The 20,299-nt window shown below is 44.5% G+C and carries 12 protein-coding genes; 1 reads left to right on the top strand and 11 read right to left on the bottom strand.

All coding sequences use genetic code 11. The features are described from left to right. Positions 1 to 41: 41 nt before the first annotated feature. The 11 genes from AB2J24_RS15920 to AB2J24_RS15870 form a co-directional block, all read right to left on the bottom strand. A complete protein-coding gene (locus AB2J24_RS15920; RefSeq protein ID WP_367386179.1) occupies positions 42 to 1,874 on the bottom strand; it encodes a M4 family metallopeptidase in 1,833 nt (610 codons plus the stop codon). 24 nt (positions 1,875 to 1,898) lie between these two features. Further along, positions 1,899 to 2,345, bottom strand: coding sequence for a hypothetical protein (locus tag AB2J24_RS15915; RefSeq protein WP_367386178.1), 447 nt, complete (start codon positions 2,343 to 2,345; stop codon positions 1,899 to 1,901). A 170-nt stretch (positions 2,346 to 2,515) separates the two neighbouring features. After that, positions 2,516 to 4,480 (bottom strand): di-heme-cytochrome C peroxidase, encoded by a 1,965-nt coding sequence (locus AB2J24_RS15910; RefSeq protein WP_367386177.1) that lies wholly within the window; start codon positions 4,478 to 4,480, stop codon positions 2,516 to 2,518. Between the two features lie 3 nt (positions 4,481 to 4,483). Then, the gene (locus AB2J24_RS15905; protein ID WP_367386176.1) at positions 4,484 to 5,755 is read right to left on the bottom strand and encodes a trypsin-like serine peptidase; all 1,272 of its coding nucleotides are present in this window, start codon (positions 5,753 to 5,755) and stop codon (positions 4,484 to 4,486) included. A 13-nt stretch (positions 5,756 to 5,768) separates the two neighbouring features. Further along, complete coding sequence (locus AB2J24_RS15900) at positions 5,769 to 8,123, bottom strand: S8 family serine peptidase (protein ID WP_367386175.1); 2,355 nt, start codon at positions 8,121 to 8,123, stop codon at positions 5,769 to 5,771. A gap of 27 nt (positions 8,124 to 8,150) precedes the next feature. Beyond that, the gene (locus AB2J24_RS15895) at positions 8,151 to 9,356 is read right to left on the bottom strand and encodes a LuxR C-terminal-related transcriptional regulator (RefSeq protein ID WP_367386174.1); all 1,206 of its coding nucleotides are present in this window, start codon (positions 9,354 to 9,356) and stop codon (positions 8,151 to 8,153) included. 215 nt (positions 9,357 to 9,571) lie between these two features. Next, positions 9,572 to 13,864, bottom strand: coding sequence for a translocation/assembly module TamB domain-containing protein (locus tag AB2J24_RS15890; protein ID WP_367386173.1), 4,293 nt, complete (start codon positions 13,862 to 13,864; stop codon positions 9,572 to 9,574). Then, positions 13,861 to 15,780 carry an autotransporter assembly complex protein TamA gene (locus AB2J24_RS15885; RefSeq protein WP_367386172.1) on the bottom strand — a complete coding sequence of 640 codons (1,920 nt, stop codon included), beginning with the start codon at positions 15,778 to 15,780 and terminating at the stop codon, positions 13,861 to 13,863. Before AB2J24_RS15885 ends, AB2J24_RS15890 begins: the two co-directional genes overlap by 4 nt. Positions 15,781 to 15,961: 181 nt before the next feature. Further along, complete coding sequence (locus AB2J24_RS15880) at positions 15,962 to 17,158, bottom strand: MFS transporter (RefSeq protein ID WP_367386171.1); 1,197 nt, start codon at positions 17,156 to 17,158, stop codon at positions 15,962 to 15,964. 121 nt (positions 17,159 to 17,279) lie between these two features. Then, positions 17,280 to 18,485 (bottom strand): NAD(P)/FAD-dependent oxidoreductase, encoded by a 1,206-nt coding sequence (locus tag AB2J24_RS15875; protein WP_367386170.1) that lies wholly within the window; start codon positions 18,483 to 18,485, stop codon positions 17,280 to 17,282. A gap of 154 nt (positions 18,486 to 18,639) precedes the next feature. After that, positions 18,640 to 19,416: a transporter substrate-binding domain-containing protein gene (locus AB2J24_RS15870; protein WP_367386169.1), complete on the bottom strand. Its 777-nt coding sequence runs from the start codon at positions 19,414 to 19,416 to the stop codon at positions 18,640 to 18,642. A 133-nt stretch (positions 19,417 to 19,549) separates the two neighbouring features. Between AB2J24_RS15870 and AB2J24_RS15865 the strand changes: the two genes are divergently transcribed. Beyond that, positions 19,550 to 20,293, top strand: a complete 744-nt coding sequence (locus AB2J24_RS15865; protein ID WP_367386168.1) for an amino acid ABC transporter ATP-binding protein — start codon at positions 19,550 to 19,552, stop codon at positions 20,291 to 20,293. Positions 20,294 to 20,299 lie beyond the last annotated feature (6 nt).

The raw sequence follows: 20,299 nt of genomic DNA, 5'->3' as shown, positions 1-20,299 counted from the left end.
AGAAAAGGCCCGGCAATTTTGCCGAGCCCCACCCTGGGAGGTTAAAAGAGTTTACGGACCTGACCGCATTCAAAATTACAGGTGTAACTTGAACCTTCTTTCCAACAGCCAGCCCATCCACGCCAAGCAGATTGGTCGCGAAGATCTGCCTTACAAATGCGCGTCATACAACTCCAGTCGCTTGAACTGCACCCGCGCGATGCTGAACTGGAGATAACTCTCAGCGTTGTATAAATATATCGGTTACCTGTTGCTGGTGGTGTCAGATTAATACCCACTTGTTTGAATGCATGGATAACATCAGCTTCTGCATAGCGTAATCTTTTTGCGGCCTTCAAAACCTTGGCTGCGCCATTGCGGAATGTCTCGTTTGGGACCCAATAATTCTGGTTGGCAACCACAAATATATCAAATGCCTTTTTTACATTCCAGCCAGAGCGCTTCGATAATATACAGAAGGCTTTGTTATAGATGCCACTTGAATAATGAACATCCATACCGGGTCGATAGTCACGAATATGCCCGATTGAACGTCCATCAAGAGGCGGATTACACATATATCGCAATGCTTTTCCTGATGCTTTAAAGATATCAGCTCCAGTTTCCAGATCAGGCATAGTGCGCCCAGAGAATAACTGACCGCGGTTCTGCGCAAACCAATATTCTACAGCTTCACCAGCCATGTCAGAAAAGGCTTCATTCATACCACCTGACTCATTACGATAAACCAAACCAGAGTTCTGCTCGGTAAAACCATGCGCAACCTCATGGGCAGTCACATCCATTGATACCAATGGATGAAAACGTGTTGCTCCATCACCAAAGGTCATTTGACGCCCGTTCCAAAATGCATTCTCATAATTGTTGGAATAATGAACTCGCATATGCAGCTGATTGGTCAAAGGGCTGGTGCCATACCAATCCTGAAACATATCAAAGACGACTTTACCGAACCCTTGCGCATCGTTCAAAGGAGAGCGAGCACCATTTATCGGGCGACGCGTATTGTTAAAACAATTATAGGAATAAGCACGGCCTGACCCAGACGTTCTATTATTTAGATCTTCTGTTTTGATGGTCGGTATTTCCATTTTACAGTTATTGCCAGAACGAGTTACTTCAAACTTAGGCGCTGTCCCCGTTCCCCATGTGTATGTTCCCGTTTTGCTATTTCCAGCAGGACCAGTGCCCAACTCAGCGAACTGAATATTGTCGAAGCTATCCAATGTTTCGCCAGTTTCTGCATCGATTATTGTCACAGGGCGCGCTGGTTTTAGCCCGCCACCATCATCAATCACCGTGGTGAAAAACGAGGTAACATACGACAGGCGTAATTGTTGATCTGATGTGACAAAGTATACAAGGGATGATTCCTCGTTCTCAAACGGTGCAAGCTCAGAGCTTTCTTCATTACTCAATGCTGCTCTGGGCGTAAGACGTGTTAATGCTTCTTTGGCCCGCTCTAACGCCTGGTCTGCAGAAAGTGTAGCAGTCGGAGCACCCGACTCTTCTGGCTCTATATCAAAAACTGCTGTGCCTTCTAAACCAATGGATCGTCCCGTTTCATCTTGTTCAACAATCACAAGCTGGTTCCAGATAGGAATACCATTGAGTGTTTGAGTGAACCTCGAAGTTCGCCCGGCATTATTTGGAAGCGTATTGCTTTTCTCCAATGTAAGACTGGATGATTGATCTAATCCAATCGCATTCGCGGTCGCTTCGCCGAGAGCTTCAGGTGAACCGGACGATTCTGCAAGTCCCGTCAGATTTGATGCAAATTCGCTAATGTTGCGAACTTCTGCACTTAATACACTGGAAGTGAGCAGAGCTGTTATGGTCGTGGCCAGCAATGTGACCTTTGTAACGGATATCATTATCTCTTCCTTTCCATCTTAAAATTAGAACGCGTTGCGAGTTTGGCCACATTCAAAATAGCAGATAAATTTGCTACCCTTCTTCCAACAACCAGCCCAGCCGCGCCAAGCGCTTTGCGTCCGTAGGTCGGCTTTGCAAAGGCGTGTCATGCAGTTCCAATTACCACTGCTACAGCCACGCGTATTACCATTGCTGATAACGCGAAGGGTTGTATAGATGTAGCGCTTGGCAGCTGCCGTTGCAGCCTCACTATCAGCGGCAGACATGTGTCCGTCAGCGCCAGGTTGTTGACCTTCAGGTTCAGCAAACGACACTTCATTGCCAGCGGCTTCAGCGTCAGCGAATAAGGAGGAAATTGCCTCCGGCATATCCTCAGGCGCAGCAGCATCTTGCGCAACCGCAATGTTGGACAATCCAAATGAAAAGGCAACTGCGCCTACAATAAATGCGGACTTTAGGTATTCAAACATGATGTTTCTCCTGTGCGATTTTCACGAAATTAAAGGTGAATCCTCCACCCGTAATCATGAAACCAAATCAGGGCTCTTTTTGCGTCACCCATTAGGGGGACGGATGCCAAAAAGAGTTACAAAACAACTTCTCTATATCTAAATTGCAAAACCTATGATCTGCATTTTCCTCAAAGAGTTTTTAAATATTCCACCAGTTCCAAACGTTCCTCATGAGACAGTTCCGATGATCCGTATTCATGGCCTGAATTGTAATTTCCCGGAATTGGATTTCCAAATTCATCAACAATATCAAAGCGAAATGGCAACAAACTAGTGCCATCGGAAAATGTTGTAATCGGAGAATCGTCAGTTTTAAAACCTACTCGCTCCGCATCGAACTCACGAGAGCCAACATGAAAACTTAAAGGACGGTCCGTGGATTTCGGCTCACGCATTGTTTCACCATCTTTCAGAACTGTGCGCAAATGTGAAGGTAGAAGCAAGTCGTAGAGAGTTGGAACGGACCCATTATGGAGATAAGGAGCCGTTGCCCATATGCCATTTAAGGGGCGCGCTTTATACGCCACGATCGTTGCATCATCACTAGCATTTTCTGATGTTAAGCAAGCCTTCGCGAGAACCTGTTTATCGGATGACGAGCTACCGGGAAGATATTGCTTTCCTGTATCTGCTTCATCTGGGGGAGCACCCCTGAACCCACCGATCACATCTCCAATCACACTATCAAGCACCTCATCAAGTTTACCAATAACGACACCCGCTGCCGCGTTTTTTAGCATGAAAGTTGTGCTATCAGTCTCCTTAATCGGATCACCTTTTATGATGAAAGGTTTTCTGTTTTCATAACGTCCAGCCTTAGCCATATGCAACAACGTGTTGCAGGCAAGCATGACATCAGTGCCCGCTTCTTCTACGCCAGACATTGTTACCTTTATAGGAGAAGTGATATCCCCCTGTTCCAAATCTTCATGACATTGCGCACATTTTTGCGACAGGAAATGTTCACGCCCCCTTTCCGCCTTTTCCCGATCAATTGCTCCAAACACATTTTCCGGCCATAAAGGGGAGCCAAGTTTTTCAAGTGTCTGTTCCAGATCAATCATCTCTTTCACGCGAACGCTGGAGTCATAACCCAAAAAATCAGGCTTCCATTTTCTATTGATTTCCACATGAGCAAAAACGCCGATCACCTCTGAAATATTGCGAATTAGCCCGCCAACATCGGTTGTCTTTCCAAAGATTGGTAACTTCACAATTTCACCGGCAATACCGTTCCATTGAATTTTGTCTTGCTGGGATGTATTCCAGATATGAGGATAACTTGCGGGCGCATTAGATTTTACTAGTTGATCAATCTGCCCACCTTTTCCAATATAAGTGACTTTGTTAAGGATATGCCCTTGCGCATCAAGACGACCGTAACCGTAGCGGACGTCTGAGTTATTCATCTCCAATAACTGCCCACGATATGTGGCAAGTTCCATGACTTGTGCTTGCAGTGTTTTTCGTTCACCCATGCTATGGCTTGAACCTAGAACCTGATTTGCAAATCGATTGAGCTTGTCTTCATCTGTCGAGGTCGCGACCAAGGATTTATGGAGATCCTCGAGCATCATTTGAAAATCGGCGAGTGTTGGTGCACCTTCCACGCGTACTGTTTTACCGCCAAACCTAATATCCGTCGTATGGCAGGCCGAGCAATTTAAGCCAAGCCATTCTTGACGCATAATGCGCCCTGCACAAATATTTGGAAATGTTTGACACATCATGTCCGCACTTCTCTTTGGATCATAATCAACAACAAATCCAACAGGTAACCCATGAGGGTTTACCGATGAGCGAGCGTCTGAAAGATATCCATACCGTTCAATATTCCTAGGCGAAAGGAATGGTTCACCGCTATTGGCCTCCTCAAGTGCCTTCATCCACGCTAAAGGTATAAGACGCGAACCTTGACTTGTCCGATACCAAAATGCCCGATCTGCCTCACTCCAATTTTGATCAAGACATTCTATAACATTTGAACAGGGAGATGCCGCACTTGCAGTATTTATGAAAGCCGCATTCATAAACGGAATGCTCATTGCCGCAAGAAGCGTTAATGTGAAAATTGAGATCGGTCTCATGATCATCTGTCAGTTTCCTTCGGTTGGGGCAGCGGTACTTGCGCCTTCTGTTTCATTATTCATAGAATTCGAGTTTTCCGGAATTGGAGTCGTTTCAGGATCAGATGCTTCTGGCTCGTTACTTGTGGTTGGCAAAAAACTGGTAATAATCGGGACAATTTTTTCCGCTCTAACGGCGCGGTTCACTTGCGAATAAGTGCCAAAACTTGTCCGGCCCCAATGATGAAGGCCAACCACATCACCATTTTTATCAATAACCGGAGAACCCGATGAACCACCTAATGTGTCACAACGGTGCGAAAAATCTGTCTGTTCTGCTCGCCCGGGAGAAATAGCTTCTGCAACTTCACATCCAAGCGCAGATATCTGTTTTGCTTCACCGGCAGGGTGTTGGAGAATGAAAACGGCTTGACCCGATTTTGGGGCCGTTGGTGAAAATGCCAATGTACCCCATCGTAAACCAGGCTTGCCCTCAATTCGCAATAGCGCCATATCATGGTCGTCATCCACACTTTCGACCTTGGTGCAAGAATACTGTTCCATACCCGGAATGCGCCCAGCCTGATCATAAGCGTAGCCGAATATAACTTTAGTCGTATCACAACGTTCCTGATCTGCAACGCAATGTTGATTTGTCATGAGCAAATCATTATCGATCAAAAACCCTGTGCAAGTTTCGCGTACTGTACCTTGTTGGCGTTTTACTAAAAAAGAGAGTTTAGCAACGCTACCGCGAGCGCGTTCTGCAACATCAAGAAAGTCTCCATTATATTTATACAGATGTTCGCGATCATCCGTTCCTACAACCGACTCTAGCGTTCGCCCTTCTCGGTCAAATGAGATCTGTTCAATTGTAAAACTAAGAGAACCTTTGCGATTACCATAAACGTAAAGCCCAATAGACTGACCGACACTTAAATCAGTCCAAACCGATGTACTAACTCCGATTGATTCTGCCGTTAATGTTTGCAGCACTGCGCCGGAATGATTGATGATTTCAATCTGAAAAAAGTCATCTGCATCATAGGTAATATCTGAAATTTTCAACTGCACCATTTTAGCACCAGGACGAAGCTCGCTATAGGCCCATACCGCAGCACCACGCGAATTGTTAGCACTGCTTTCCTCCGGTGGCGGCGGATATTTAACCCCCAACGCCTCAACAACGCCTTCGATATGAGGAACGGAAAGTAACGGCACCGGTGCCTCACCCTGCGCAGCTACGGGAGCGGATACAAGACAGATAAAACCAAAACTCAATACCGTAATTAAGCGAGACATAACGGAGTTACTCCTATTCCAACGCTTTAATAAAATCGCGAACATCCCGGAGAGGAAAATTATGAAAACTGCCAGCAGCGCGAGTAGAGCAATTCTTTACGAATTCAGCTTTGAAATTCATTTTTCGATCAAGGTCATCATCTTTCAATCGATAATTCTGCTGCCTGAGTTTAGACTGAGGCATATCCATAATAAGACGTGTGTCAGCATTACTATTGTAGAAGATTCGAAGAATTTCTGTGACCTCTATACGATGTTCACTCGTGCCCGTTTCCTTTGCCTTGGAACGAATTTCATCATCTCCAGATAGATTATCAAATCGTCCACGCATTTCGCACCCGTCGGCAAGCCGAACGAAATCATGTGCAAAGTCTAAAGCTAGGCGTGCATTGATCAACGTCGCTGAGGATGCATGAAGCAGATCACTATCCAGAATGGCCGTCGTGACAAGTCTCCGTTTAATTTGCTTAAAATCACGTATGCCCATGCGCATCAAATAACTTACAACAGACGTTACAACTGGTGCAGCTTGCGAAGTTCCCGAAAGCGCACCCATCTGATCACCGGCAACAGGTGCAACCAGGTCCGCCCCAATTGCACCAATTTCGTGAAATGCCGCACCAATATTGGTTCCAGGCAGGATCGAAAGTGTGCCATCTTCCTGATGGTCAAGCGCCACAACAGATATAACATTGTCGCTTTGAATACATGCAGGCACAATCGAGCAGGATACATCTTCATCACCCGTTCCCGCCGGGGCAACAAATAATACATTTCGTTTATATTGTTTGATCGCATCAACCAATGGCGTGCTTCCAGACCGAGGCCAAGACAGACTGATATTGACTAAATCGGGGCCATGGATGGCCATGCTTTTGATTGTATCAGTTAAGGCTCGCGTTTTCTCAGGACCGTTTGGTACAGCAATATGATAAATTGTAACCGGAGGTTCTTCAATTTGCGGATTAGGCGTGATCGGTAAATTGGGATCCATTGCAAGCGCCAAATCTGCTAATAAGCCTAGCGTGTGAGTTCCATGATTTCCCTGTGCCAAAACAACCGGATTGTAGTTACCGCAATCAGACATCTCAATTGTCGGCTCGGCATGTATAGCATCTTCTACAACGTCAGTTCCCTCAGTGTCGGACACTGGTTGCACTAACGGAGTGTTCGCTCCGTTGGTATCTGACGAAGCAACTTCATGCGGAATATCAGTTGTTTCTGAATGTACACTTGATGATGTCTCTGTCGAAGGTTCCATTGGGGGAAACACTACTGTTTCAAAAGTACCTTCATCAGTCCAACGCTTTAGTTTAAGTTGCCCGCTTTGTACAAATTGGCGGAATATACAATGATCGAGCTGTGCCTCCTCATCCACATGAACAATCCGAATAGGACGAATAGGTAAACCATCCTGCCAAGAACGAAACGGCTTGCCGTTGTCTTCAATTAAACCCATTAATCTGCGGCTAAGCATACTTTTTTCCAGCGATTCCGTCTTAGCCGAGCGCTGGATTAAAACCCGCTGTGAGAATTGATCTGAATCACCAACAAGGCTTTCAAGTTTGATAGATTCAATTGCCAAATCCACATCAAGTGTCGGAATTGCAACAAGCCAACTGTCACTATCCTTTGTTCCGATTTTCCGCAAAAATGAAGGGTTAGCAATGGCCTCGTAGCGATTTAGGTCAGCATTACCATCATCAATAAATCGATAGATAACCGGTTCCTCAGCTTCCCATGCCCCCTTTTCAATTCGGCTACGACAATGTTCCTTATTATTTGGAAATTTCCGACAAAATAGCTGCAAAAAATCGGATGTCTGTTCAAATACCGCCTCGGTTTTTGAAAGAGATAACTCATACTTTGAACGAACTCCAAAATCATAATCGAGCTTTAATTCAACATCAGGCACGATCATTTTTCGACCGGGCCAGGCGCCAGCCCAGTTTCCTGTCGATACCACAGTACCGGAAATAGTTGCTAAATCCTGCACAGAGTCCTTCTGGCTTGCAGAACGTATTTTTCGATTGCATATATCAGCATTCAAATCACAAAGCAGACTGTCTAAGATTTCAGGAGCATAATTGGTTAGCCATTTGGGCCAGGCACCTGCGCGAATGAGAACATCGGAAACACGATCACCGGATTGTATAGTTTCAAGCCGCGTGGGTAGCGCATTTTTCTCATGAAGCAGAACATATAAACGAGCAAGCTCTCTTTGGACTTCATCACGACTAATGACTTCTTGTCGCCAGTCAAAAGTCTCTTGTGACAAAGAAGCTTGTTCCGCGCTCGCCTTATTTTGGAAACTCACAAAGCACACAAACACCAACAACGATAATAGCAACCGATGAATGCAATTCATGCTTTTATCCTCCCATAGGTTTAAAAATTAGCTACCCTTTAAAACTCCGTCATCACCCGATTGGGGGATGGATTGTTCATCGTTTTCTTTTATGATGATTTGATTAGAATATTGTAGAGCCAACCGCATAAGCTGCGTTCGGTTTGAGGACATTGTTTTTTGCAAGACGCATTTAACCTGCGTATTGACAGTTTCCCGTGAACGTTCTCTTTGCTCGCTAATCTCGCTGTTGGTTAGACCCAGCGTCAGCAATTCTAAAACTTCAGCTTCTGTCGGTGTCAACGAAAAAAACCGCGCCATGCCTTCGGTATCAATATCAATATCTAAGCTCGTGTCGAGCGAGAATATTGCATAACCATTCAATGTTTCGCCATTCATGAAATTTGGTTCTTTAAGCGGGCAAACTTCAATGCAGAGGGCATTTTCATGATGAGCAAGTGGTTGAAGCAAAGCCTCTTTTCTAGGTCGGGCACCAAAAAGACCATGTGCGTTGATATCGGAGAACAGACGCGAGAGGCGCTCATTTTCTTTGTCTAGTCTTGCAACAAGTCGGTTCTCGGCGGTGAGTTGAAACGCACCATAACAATCCATCTGTCTTTGAAATTCAGTATTGGAAAATAGCAACTCACCTCTGCGATCAAGAAGTGCAACACCAACACGTAACTGGTCGTAACCCTTAGATAGTAAATCACTTTTCTGATTTAAACGACTAGTATGTCGCCCGATATTCAACGCTTTAGCAATATGCGGCAAAACACGATTAAGAATCCTAAGACGCTCACCACTAGGGAAGCTTGATTTTTCAGAGAACTGTAATGCAAATCGATCTGCGGAAATTCTGTCTTTGTTTAGGAGGCCACCCATACGATAAAAAATCCCGAAATCACGCATCGCAGCAGCATTTGCACGTTTCATAAGTTCATCTCGAGATGGAGCAAGCACGTCATCGCGCACCAGTTCCACATGGTCCAACTCTCGTGAATGGCGCGCAAAAAGTGCTTGATCTTCCAATTCAAGCAAGCGGTATTCAACAAGGTATTGGCGAACTAAATCAGCTTGATAGTTGGAACTAAAATATGTTGCATTCAATACTTCCTGACCATAACGATTTTCAACATCAAAAACGAATGCTCCCCGAGCGTCGATAAGTTCGGCGAGTCGATGCAAAATACCTGGCCATTGCTCAGGATCCAAAGTAGCATCGTATATATCGAGTATCAGTTCCGATTCCACAACTGGCCCTCCATCCGACGAACTAGAGCACTCACATCTAAGGCTGCACTCAGCGCTGCAATATTGCAATTCGTGTACCTTTGAGAGTTCCCACTATAGTTCATAAACCACAAAAAATGAAATCGAGCTTGTTTTTTCTTCAATTACTCCAGCCGTTTAACACAATTTCTAACCGCGAGTACTGGCCAGACTAAGTTATAATAGTGCAAATGTAGCTAGTAGTCTTTCTCAAAGAAGATGCCCAATGATGACTTACCATCGGAGCCAACCGAACCACGTGCCGTCAAACTATCAGTAATATCGAGATTTATTGTTGCCTCGGTTTCTTTACCCGCTTGCACACCCAGATACACATTATCAGAGATATATTTTCCTGCTTTGACGGCCGCATTACCTTGATCATCTTGCACAATATCAACATCATCAAGACCAGTGCTTTTGCGCAAACCATCAACAAGCGACGGACTATTTCCTCCGGTTAATTCACTTGCAACAGATGCAAGTTTTACGATCTGAGCCGGAGATAGATCAGTCAAATTTCTGCCAAATATGATTTTGGCTAAAACTTCATCTTCAGGTAGTTCAGGGCTGGAAGAAAATGTTACTTTCAGGTCTGATGCGGTTCCACGTAATTGAATAGAAGCTAATGTGTCTCCTGCTTGCGTGGTCGCAACAAAGTTGAGTAACGGGTCCAAGTCACCCGCAAGCGTTATAGTTCCGCTCTGCAGGTCAAGACGCTGCCCTAACAGAGAAAGGCGTCCGCGACGTAGTGTAAAGCTTCCCAACGGTACGATATTATCGAGTGAACCGGAAAGGCCAAGACTGCCTCCAAGCTCGGCATCCAAACCACGACCTCTGACAAAGATTTGATTTGGAGCATTAATATTAAGTTGAAGTCTTATGCTTGCGCCCTGATTGCCAGTGTCTTTTTGCGGTGTTACAGCCTTAATTCGATCAAGTGTTTTTTGAACTTTTTTATCGGCATTAATATGCTCTATATCAACCAAGTTAATCTCTGAGGCAAAACTCTCTGGCACGACTATTTCTGTATGCCCGAGATTTAAGTTCCCAGATAGTAAAGGTGTAGCTAGAAGGTCACCATTTATAACGAGGTCGCCGTTCACACTTGTGTCAAACGTTTCACCATCACTGTACTTAGCCGAACGCATTTGAATGTTCAGGTTTGCAGGTAGTTGACCAGTTAACCCAACACGACCACTGGCAGAAACAGAACCACCACTTGCAAAATTGCCGCTAAAAGTAACATCTGCTGATTTGGACTTATCAAGTTTCAAGCCAACCCGAACGCCATTTATGCGTAGATTTGACAGTGGGTCGACAATTGTTCCACCCTCCAGCGAGACCTGACCAGACGCATCAGGATTGTTCAACGAGCCCGACACCTTTGCTGAGAGTTGCGCTATTCCGCCTAATTGCGTGCCCCGATCGATTAGAAAAATATCGGCTATCTCGAGTGGCGCCGTACCATCAAGATTGATATCTAACCCACTATCAGAAAGAGGGATTTTACCATTTGCATTTATCGCAAGCGCTTGTTTGTTCTGAATTCTAAAACTTGTCAGTGACACAACATTATTCGCAAAACCTCCATCACCCGAAAAGCTTAATGGAGAAAGCCCGAAACTCCTCATCTGACGAGTAGTTACACCCTGGCCATTAGCATTGAATGCGATTTTGAGATTATCAGATGATCCTGAAATCTTCGCACTTGCGCCCACGATACCATCTGCACCCAAAGTTGCCTGCAATGCATTAGCTATATTCAGAGGCAGTGATTGCGCAATGATGTCAATATTAACCTGCTCATTTGCAATCCCTTTCACTTCAATAAATCCACCGCCAACGTTCAACTTAGTTGGCTCAATCTGAATAGATTTGCTTTGTAGTGTGATGCGGCTCTGAGAGGCCAGTGCGGCATTGGCTATATTTGATTTTAGTTCAAGTTCATCAATCAGAACCTCAGTTAAATCACCAACTTGATTAACACTACCAGACGTATTCACATGTGCCGAATTTCGCGCAAGTTCAGAGACCAATTCAAATTTGGTAAGCGAGCCTTCATTATCAATTCTAGCTGATAAGTTCTTTGCCTCAATACCCCCGACAACAATTCCCAGTGCACTAACAACTGCGTCTACTTTGGGCTGGTTTAATAAATCTTGAGCCTTAAAATTAATATTGGCACTCGCAATTTCCAGAGCATCAACACGAAATGCGGCCGCACCAAATTCACCGCTTGCCGACTGTGTATTATTGTTTGCTGCATTGAGTGTGAATTTACCATCAATAGATCCAGATGCTTCAATCAACCCAAATGCTGCGATGGCTGAGATATCCTGACTTTTAATAGCAAGGTCAGACTGCATTAATCCGGTTGCTTTATTCCTTGCAAATCTGCCTTTGATATGGCTCTGCCCTACTTGAGCAATAAAGTCATCAAGACGAACTGCTATTTCATCCAACTCTAAATGACCACTTATGCTTACTGCATGTTTTGCCAAAGTCCCCCTCGATGAAAGCTGACCTTTAAGATCAGAACCATTTGTTTGGCCTTCAAATATCAAAGCCAGATCGCTCACGTTTTGCTTTGCAAGTCGACCATCTGGCAAACCAAGTACGACATTCAAATTGAATGGAGATTGCTCCCCAAGTAAATCGATATCTAATGCAGCCTGTCCTGACGAATCTTTATCAAGCACATTTATATCAATGATCTTCGCTTGGGCAGATAAATCAGCAACCTCACTCGATAGGTTGCCGTTGATCGTGACATTCGTCTGTCTATTTTTTAGTGATAATCCATCAACCACTAAACCATCTTTCCCACGTGCAACTTTGCCCGTTAGCTCTGTCACACCTTGAAGCAACTGATCTACTTGATCGGACCCACTTTTCAGGTCTTCTCCACGCCCATCAATAGTCAGATTAAACCCGCGGCTAAAAGGCAGTACATCCCCATTAACTGCTAGTTTAACTGAACCATTCAAATTAGTTTCGGTGACAGATGAAAAACTGTTTAGATCATCCGCCTCGACAGTAACATTCCCATTAAACGTATTATCAAAGAAGGCGCCGCTTGCGAGTAGCTTATATGTCTCGCCAAGAATATTGAAACGAGATATTTTGACAGGTGAGTTAGATTGCCAGTCACCATCAAATTGTAGCTTTATACTTCTGCCAATTGCCTCAGCCAACCCTTGATCAGGAGATGCAATTTCACTGGCCAATCCATCTACATCAAAACTAATTTCGCGCGTTTTGGTCTCATTTTCTGTCAAGATAGTGCCGAACGCATCTACCATCACATTCTTGATCGAAACATCCTTACTGGCATAGTCAATAAGATTGAGTTTACCATTCCAGATATTCTGCGATGTAGCATCGTAATTGATATCGAGAGTGGCAGATTGAATAGTGCTTTTATTCGTATCATCCGGCAGCTGGAGTCGTTCACCGGAAGAACTGCCCAACTTACCTTGCAATTTCAGCGCATTTAAAAAACCATCTGATGTCATGTTAGCACTTGCGAGTAACTTAACTGCGCCAGAATTCAGGTTTGAGTTTAGCAATCGAAATCCACCATCATTCAAAAATGCAAACTTCGCTTTCAACTCACTTTGCTCACCAAAAAAAGCACGTTGATTTTCGGGTAGTACTTTCGACAATGGACCATTTAAATTGGCACTAACATGCAAACCGTCCTGAACATTTGCAAAATTGGCATTTCCATCCAAGATACGCTCATTCGCAACGTCAAATGCCAGAACGACTTCGAGTTCAGACAGGGGAGCGTTCCCTGCGATCTTCAATTTAAGAGGTGGCTTCTGAGGAATATTCATTAACGAGGCGATGATACCATTCTCTGGTTCACTCAGATCAACATCTAAAAATAACGTTTTGGCTTTACCCTCGTATCGCGCAATTGCCTTCAATTCACCGCCAATTTCATCCAATCGATTAATTTCCAAATCGAGATCAAATGATCCCTCATCCAAGATCATTTTTCCGGCAATACTGACCTTAGATGCAAGGTCAATGACATCTGGGCCAAACTCAACCAACGGCAAATCCAGATCTTCCAGCAAAACAGCAACTGGTAATTCCGGTATAGCAAATGAACCGCTTTCGGGTGCGGGCAAACCCTCTTCGGGAAGAGGCTTACGAAGAATGTTAATTTTCTCGGCTTTTAATGTATCGACAACCAAACGTCCACGAAGCAAGGCCGATCGTGTCCAAACTAGTTTTGGTTTTGATATCTCAAGCCAAATACCGTCAGCATCCGATATTGTAATACTATCCAACGATACGTCCGATGATAAAGCCCCATCCAAACCGTTAAGTTTGATCTGATAGCTCGGTGATGATATTTGCTCTTCGACATATTTGATGAGTGCAGAACGTTCATTGTCCTGACTATATACAACAAGCACTCCAACCACTAAAGTCGCCAACATTCCGATAAATGAGATAATCGCTTTTTTAATCAAAATGCCTGTCCTATACCGGCAAAAATACCAAATTTTGGATCACCACTTTTGGGATTAATTGGCACAGCAACATCCACTCTAATAGGCCCTAACCCCGTGTAATATCGCACACCAAGTCCGGCGCTTACTCGAAAATCTTGAGAAAAATCAATAATCGGATCTTTGCCAACAACGGCGGCATCCGTAAAGGCAACGACACCAAAACTATCGTTAAGCTTCTGTCGCAATTCCACGCTTGTTTCCAAAACTGAACGACCACCGGAAACATTGCCTGAATTGTCAGTTATACCAATATTGTTAAAGCCAAACCCGCGTGCTGATCCGCCTCCGCCGGCAAGATATAAGAAGTTTGTTGGCACTTCACTACGCGTAGGCCCAACAAGCGTCCCGATTTTAGCGCGAGCAGCCAATACCGTTTTTGCTTCTTTATCAACGGCATAATAGGCTCTTACTTCCGCATTTACCCGTGCACCTGCATTTTTAAATTTTGTTTCATAAAACGGTTTGGCATCAAGTTTTGCGAAAATACCGTCCGTTGGTTCTATCTTGCTGTCTCGACCATCAAAGGTCACATTCCCGGTTAATCCCAGCGTTGAGAAATTTCGTGTTCCGAAAGCATCTTTAAAGCGTGAATATTCGTAAAATCCACCGCCTTCGACGCTAATTTCATCAGTATATATATGAGATAGAACTGAGGAGCCGCCACCTGTTTCGCCTTCAAATGCAGTATTGAACTCTCGGGCAGCAAAGAGATTAGAAATCCATGTTGTGTTTGGTGTAAAGACGCCGGGCTTTGTAAATGTGGCACCGAGTTTAAAGTCCAGTTGATTTACATTAAAGCTCGAACCTAGTCCCCCAATTTCACCCTCAACCCGAAGTCGCTCTGCTTTGCCCAGCAGGTTTCTATGTAGCCAGAAAGCACTCAAGCCCACACCATCTGTAGATGAGAGCGTTGCTCCTAAACCTACTCGACGCGGTTTCTTTTCCTTAACTGACGCATTTATCGGTATCGAACCATCGGAGTTCATATTCTCACCAGTTTCAACTTTTCGAACTGAAAACACATCAAGCTTATCAAGGCGTTTCTTCGCACGTTCGATATCATCAGGATCATATTCTTGGCCCGACCGCAAACCAATCATATATTCGATGAAATCCCGATCAACATTTTCCGCACCATCAACGGTAACGTCGCCATAAGTTGCTTTCAAACCTGGGTCGATACTCAGGCTAACATTGAGTATATTCTCATCATGGCGGGCTTTCACACTTTGGGTGCCAATTTTGGCGTTCGGATATCCTTGCTGCCGCCAGCGCTCTATCTCAAACCGGGCAGCAGAGCCAACATGACCCGCTTTTGCAATATCCCCCGTGGCAACAAACAATGAAGTTGGTCGCTCAACGATGTCTCCTTTGTCAGTGGTATCAGGTGCCTGATTGAAAATTTCGAACTTGCCAAACCGATAGATATTGCCGGAATCCACCTTGATTTGGACCGTAGAATTATTGGGAATCTCGTCACCGGGCTTCAGGTCAGAAGCTTGCCGTCCATTGACACGAATAGAAATCTCGCCACCGTAAAAACCTTCATTATAAAGGCCAGCCAATATTCGTCGATAATCGCCTTTCGCACGTGTAATCAATCCCGCAGCACCGGCAACTGCCTTATCTTCTCCTCGGACAAGCTCAGAGGTTAATTTTAAGGAGTTTTCCAAATCCTGGGAGGCAACACCATGGACAGTAAACTGAACGGTATAACTTTTTGGATCAATAACATCCGCGTTGTCACCCTCGGCGTTTTTACAAGAACCACTTAAACAAAAGCCAAATAATTCCAGCGCACCGGCCTGGGGCAACGCTACAACATTGAGCATTATTATCCATGAGGCCAACATGGCCTTTCTGCTCTTCGTCAAGTTGTTCTCTTTCCAAAAACGCTGGCATACAATTACGCATAATAAAAACACTAAAATTGTAGCCTAATCATGGTTTATATTTGATGAATTACACATCTGACGTCAACTTAATGTGTTTCAATACGAAAATTATTTCTAAGAAAGTGAGTATTTGTCTCGAATATATGAAACATGACACCAGCTACATTCTACTCTTTTCATACCTATAAAGCTTAAGCATAGACCAAGTACCCACAAACGGACCTAAGGCCAGGATAGAAAATGTCCAGCGCCAACTGCCAAATATGTTGGCTAAATGCGGCATCAACCAAACCACGAAAATGGTGATAGCAAAGCCTACACCCATCTGAAACGCTAATGCTGTTCCAATAAATGATGTGTCAGCATTTTCACTTACCGATGCCGAAAATTGAGCGCTGTCAGCAACAACAGTGAAACCCCAAATTATTGCCACAACAAAAAACAGCCATGCTGGGCCATCAAAAAATACGCCGATCAAAATCGCACAACTGCCAGAGATAATCATACATCCGGCAGTCGTCAGGCTTCTTCCAATTTTATCTGCAACAACACCAGCGATAACACAACTCGGAGCACCCAACGCGACCACACAAAACGTCAATACTGACGCATTCCAATCGGAAACCATGCTTTGTTTTGCAGCGATAGCGTAAGATAAAAACCACGCCCACATAGCATATAACTCCCACATATGGCCGAAATACCCAAGGTTCGCGAGCATAACAGGCCTATCTCTTAACATTCGGCCTAGTTGACGAGGATTAACCTTAGCTGGCGCAGGTTTATGCGGACCCTCTTGCAACAAAGCGATGAAGATTACTGATCCTACTATGCAGCCAAGTGTACTAACCACAATGACCGATTGCCAATCGAACCCAAATTCGACAGCGCGAATGAAATGCGGCAGAGCAGAACCAAGGGTAAGCGCCCCAACCATTGTTCCCATTGCAAGCCCTCTGCCCCTGATAAACCAACTTGCTATAAATTTCATGGCAGGTGGATAGACACCCGACAACGCAATACCCGTTAAAAACCTCGACACGATAATCCATGTCGTGCCTGGCTCCAACAAAATGATTGCGTTCGCAAGGCCCGCGCACAGCGCAGAGCATGCCATCAACCTTTGCGGGCGAACAACATCGGCCAATGATAAAATACTGGCACTAAGAGCCCCAACTACAAAACCTGCCTGTACGCCATTTGTAAGCCATGCCAGCTCACTTGCATTTAAGTTGAACGCGTCCTGAAGATCGGGAATAATAGCCGTTGCTGAAAACCAGGTTGTCAACGTGAGAATAACGCCCAAAGCGGTAATTCCCATCACGATCCATTTGTTCTTCTCTTGATGTGTTGCCATCAAAAAGGCTCCTCTGAGCCAAAAGGCCTCACGGTTAATTCCGCAGACAATAAAGGTATCGATCGATGCGTCAATCAAACAAAGATGAAAATGGATAACACTTTTGAGAGCAATAACCGATCTACATCAAAGACTTCAGATCTGTTTCTGGATTTGCGACCAGCACCGGATCGGGTGATTTTCCATTTTCTATCATGCGTCTTCCAATCATAAATTCGCGAGGCGCATTCATGGCATCCACTGCCAAAAGCGTCTCACCCGCATAATACCAATGCGATATGGATTGAGGTTGCGCATTACTGCGTACAACAACACGGTCAAAACCCGTATTTAGTCCAGCAATTTGTAATTTAATATCAAACTGGTCAGACCAGAACCATGGCTTGGCAACATATTCTGTCTGCGCACCCATAATATTCCCAGCAATCGCTTCTGCTTGGCCAATTGCATTGGGGACACTCTCAAGTCGTATGCGTTTATCATTAAATGGAAATGAAGCGCAATCTCCCGCTGCCCAAATATGGGGATGAGATGTGCGGCCATACGCATCCGTCTCAATGCCATTTTCAATTTTTATACCTACGTCTTCAGCCAAAGTAATATTAGGGCGAATGCCAATACCCACAAGGACAAAATCTACATCGAGTGTCTCGCCATTCGAAAGTTCAGCACCACGTACAATGCCCTCTCCAATTAATCTGTTCAAACCAACACCCTCATGGATCGTCACACCATGATTTTGATGAAGCTGACGAAAATAATCGGATGTTTCAGGTGCCGCTACGCGCTGTAGGATGCGATCAGCCATCTCTACAACAGTGACATCAAGGCCTTTCTTCGCAGATACCGCTGCGGCTTCCAATCCGATGTAACCACCGCCGACTATCAAAACCTTATGTCCTTCGACAAACTCGGGCGCCATAGCATCAATGTCAGCAAGTGTCCGGATGGAATAAACTCTTTGTAGCGAACCACCCATCGACGTTGGCAGTGCAATTGGTGACGACCCAGTCGTCAAAATCAACTCATCATAATTTAATGTCTCATCGCCAACACAAACAACTTGCTTAGCTGGGTCCATCGACTTTACCGTTGCTCCTAAAATAAGGCGAATATTATTGTCTTCATAACTCGCCTTCGGCTTTAATAACAATCGATCTTGTTCCAGCTCACCGAGCAGATAAGCTTTTGATAATGGCGGCCTTTGGTAGGGCGCATATGCCTCTTCACCAATAAGTGTAATGGAACCCTCATAACCAAGTGCGCGAAGTTTGAATGCCGCAGAGCTACCAGCTTGCCCAGCTCCAATGATAATAATATTGCTCATCCGTAGTAACAGCCTCTAGATTTCGACATATTCGTCATCGTTCGTAATACACATAACTATTTGCAAGAAAATATATGTTCGGCAACAAAAACCGCAGAACTTTTATAAGCTCCACGGTCTTTATCACAGAAACAAGTTTAGTGTTGAAGTGTAATCATAGTCCCCATTTTGCGGCAGTCGCCTCAAAGAAGCCTTGTGTTTTTTTCAACTCAATCCAACTGTTGATGTAGTTAATCCAAACCTGGTCATCTTGTGGCAAAAGCATAGCAATAGGTGTAGGTGCACGTGCTGTCGATACACCGATTTGACGTAAATTCGGGAACTTCGTCAACAATGTAGAACCTTCAATATTCGACGTGATGAAGACATCTGACCGGCCAGACAAAACTTCTTGGAAACCGCGCGCAGGCGCTTCAACAACGGTAATCTCTGAATCAGGGAACCATTCACGAACGCTTTTTTCAAATGTCGTACCAAGCGTTGTTGCTACCTTCACATCGCCTTTATTGATTGATTCCCAATCACTAAAACGAGCTGCTTTATCATCGGTAGTAAATGGCAATATCTCGACAGAGATGTAGCTATGTGAATAACCCGCAGCTTTCAAGCGCGATGGGCTAATTGAGGCAGAACCTGTTGCATGATAGTTGCCAGCAACAACACCATTGACCAGTGTTTTCCAATCTGTTGGCACAAATTCAAGCTCGACACCCAAATCTGCCGCAAGTTGCGTCATAACATCGATATCATAACCTTTATAGGAATTAGTTGCTGGATCACGAACCGACATCGGATTCCAGTCGCCAGTCGTCCCAATTTTCAAGACACCATTGCTCAGGATATCATTCAGTGCTGATTGAGCATTAACAGGCCCGGCCATTGCAAAAGTGATGCAGGCCAGCGCTAGACCCAATCGTTTCATTAATCGCATAATATCGATTCCTCTTTAAATAACTTTTTGTTTATTTGCATTGTCGCATTATCTCACTACGAATTCTATTTTGTATAGCTTTACATGAAAATCAAGTAACAATAACGCTAGCCGACATTTCGAGGAGAGCACCATGTCAGAAAATGAACTAGCAATTGAGATTTCGGCGTTGAACAAGTGGTACGGTGATTTTCAAGCACTAAAAGATGTGAATCTAACTGTTGCAAATGGCGAACGCATAGTCGTTTGTGGCCCTTCTGGCTCTGGAAAATCTACATTAATCAGATGTGTAAACTCTTTAGAAGAACGCGATTCTGGAAAAATTATAGTCGATGGAATTGAGATGAAGTGTCAAACTTCAGTAAATGAGATACGTTCTGAAGTCGGTATGGTTTTTCAACAGTTTAATCTCTTTCCTCATCTAACAATATTAGAGAACCTAACACTCGGTCCGATCAAAGCACGTGGAATGTCCAAAACTGATGCTGAAGAACGAGCCATGAAATATCTCGAACGAGTGCGCATTCCTGATCAAGCACACAAAAAGCCAGCGGCTCTGTCTGGTGGACAACAACAACGTGTCGCAATCGCAAGATCTTTATGTATGGAACCAAAGATCATGCTTTTTGATGAACCAACATCTTCACTTGATCCTGAAATGATTTCAGAAGTGTTAGACGTGATTGTAGATCTTGCTGAAGAGGGAATGACAATGATCTGTGTTACACACGAGATGGGCTTCGCGCGCCGTGCCGCTGACAGAATGATTTTTATGGATTATGGCGAGATCATAGAAACGGGAACGCCGGAACAATTTTTTGAAGCACCTAAAACAGAGCGCTGCAAGCAGTTCTTGAGCCAGATTTTGCAACACTAGGTACAA

Origin of the sequence: Lentilitoribacter sp. EG35 (assembly GCF_040784015.1) — a bacterium.
Classification (GTDB): Bacteria; Pseudomonadota; Alphaproteobacteria; order Rhizobiales; family Rhizobiaceae; genus Lentilitoribacter.
This window is presented reverse-complemented; position numbering and strand designations above follow the sequence as displayed.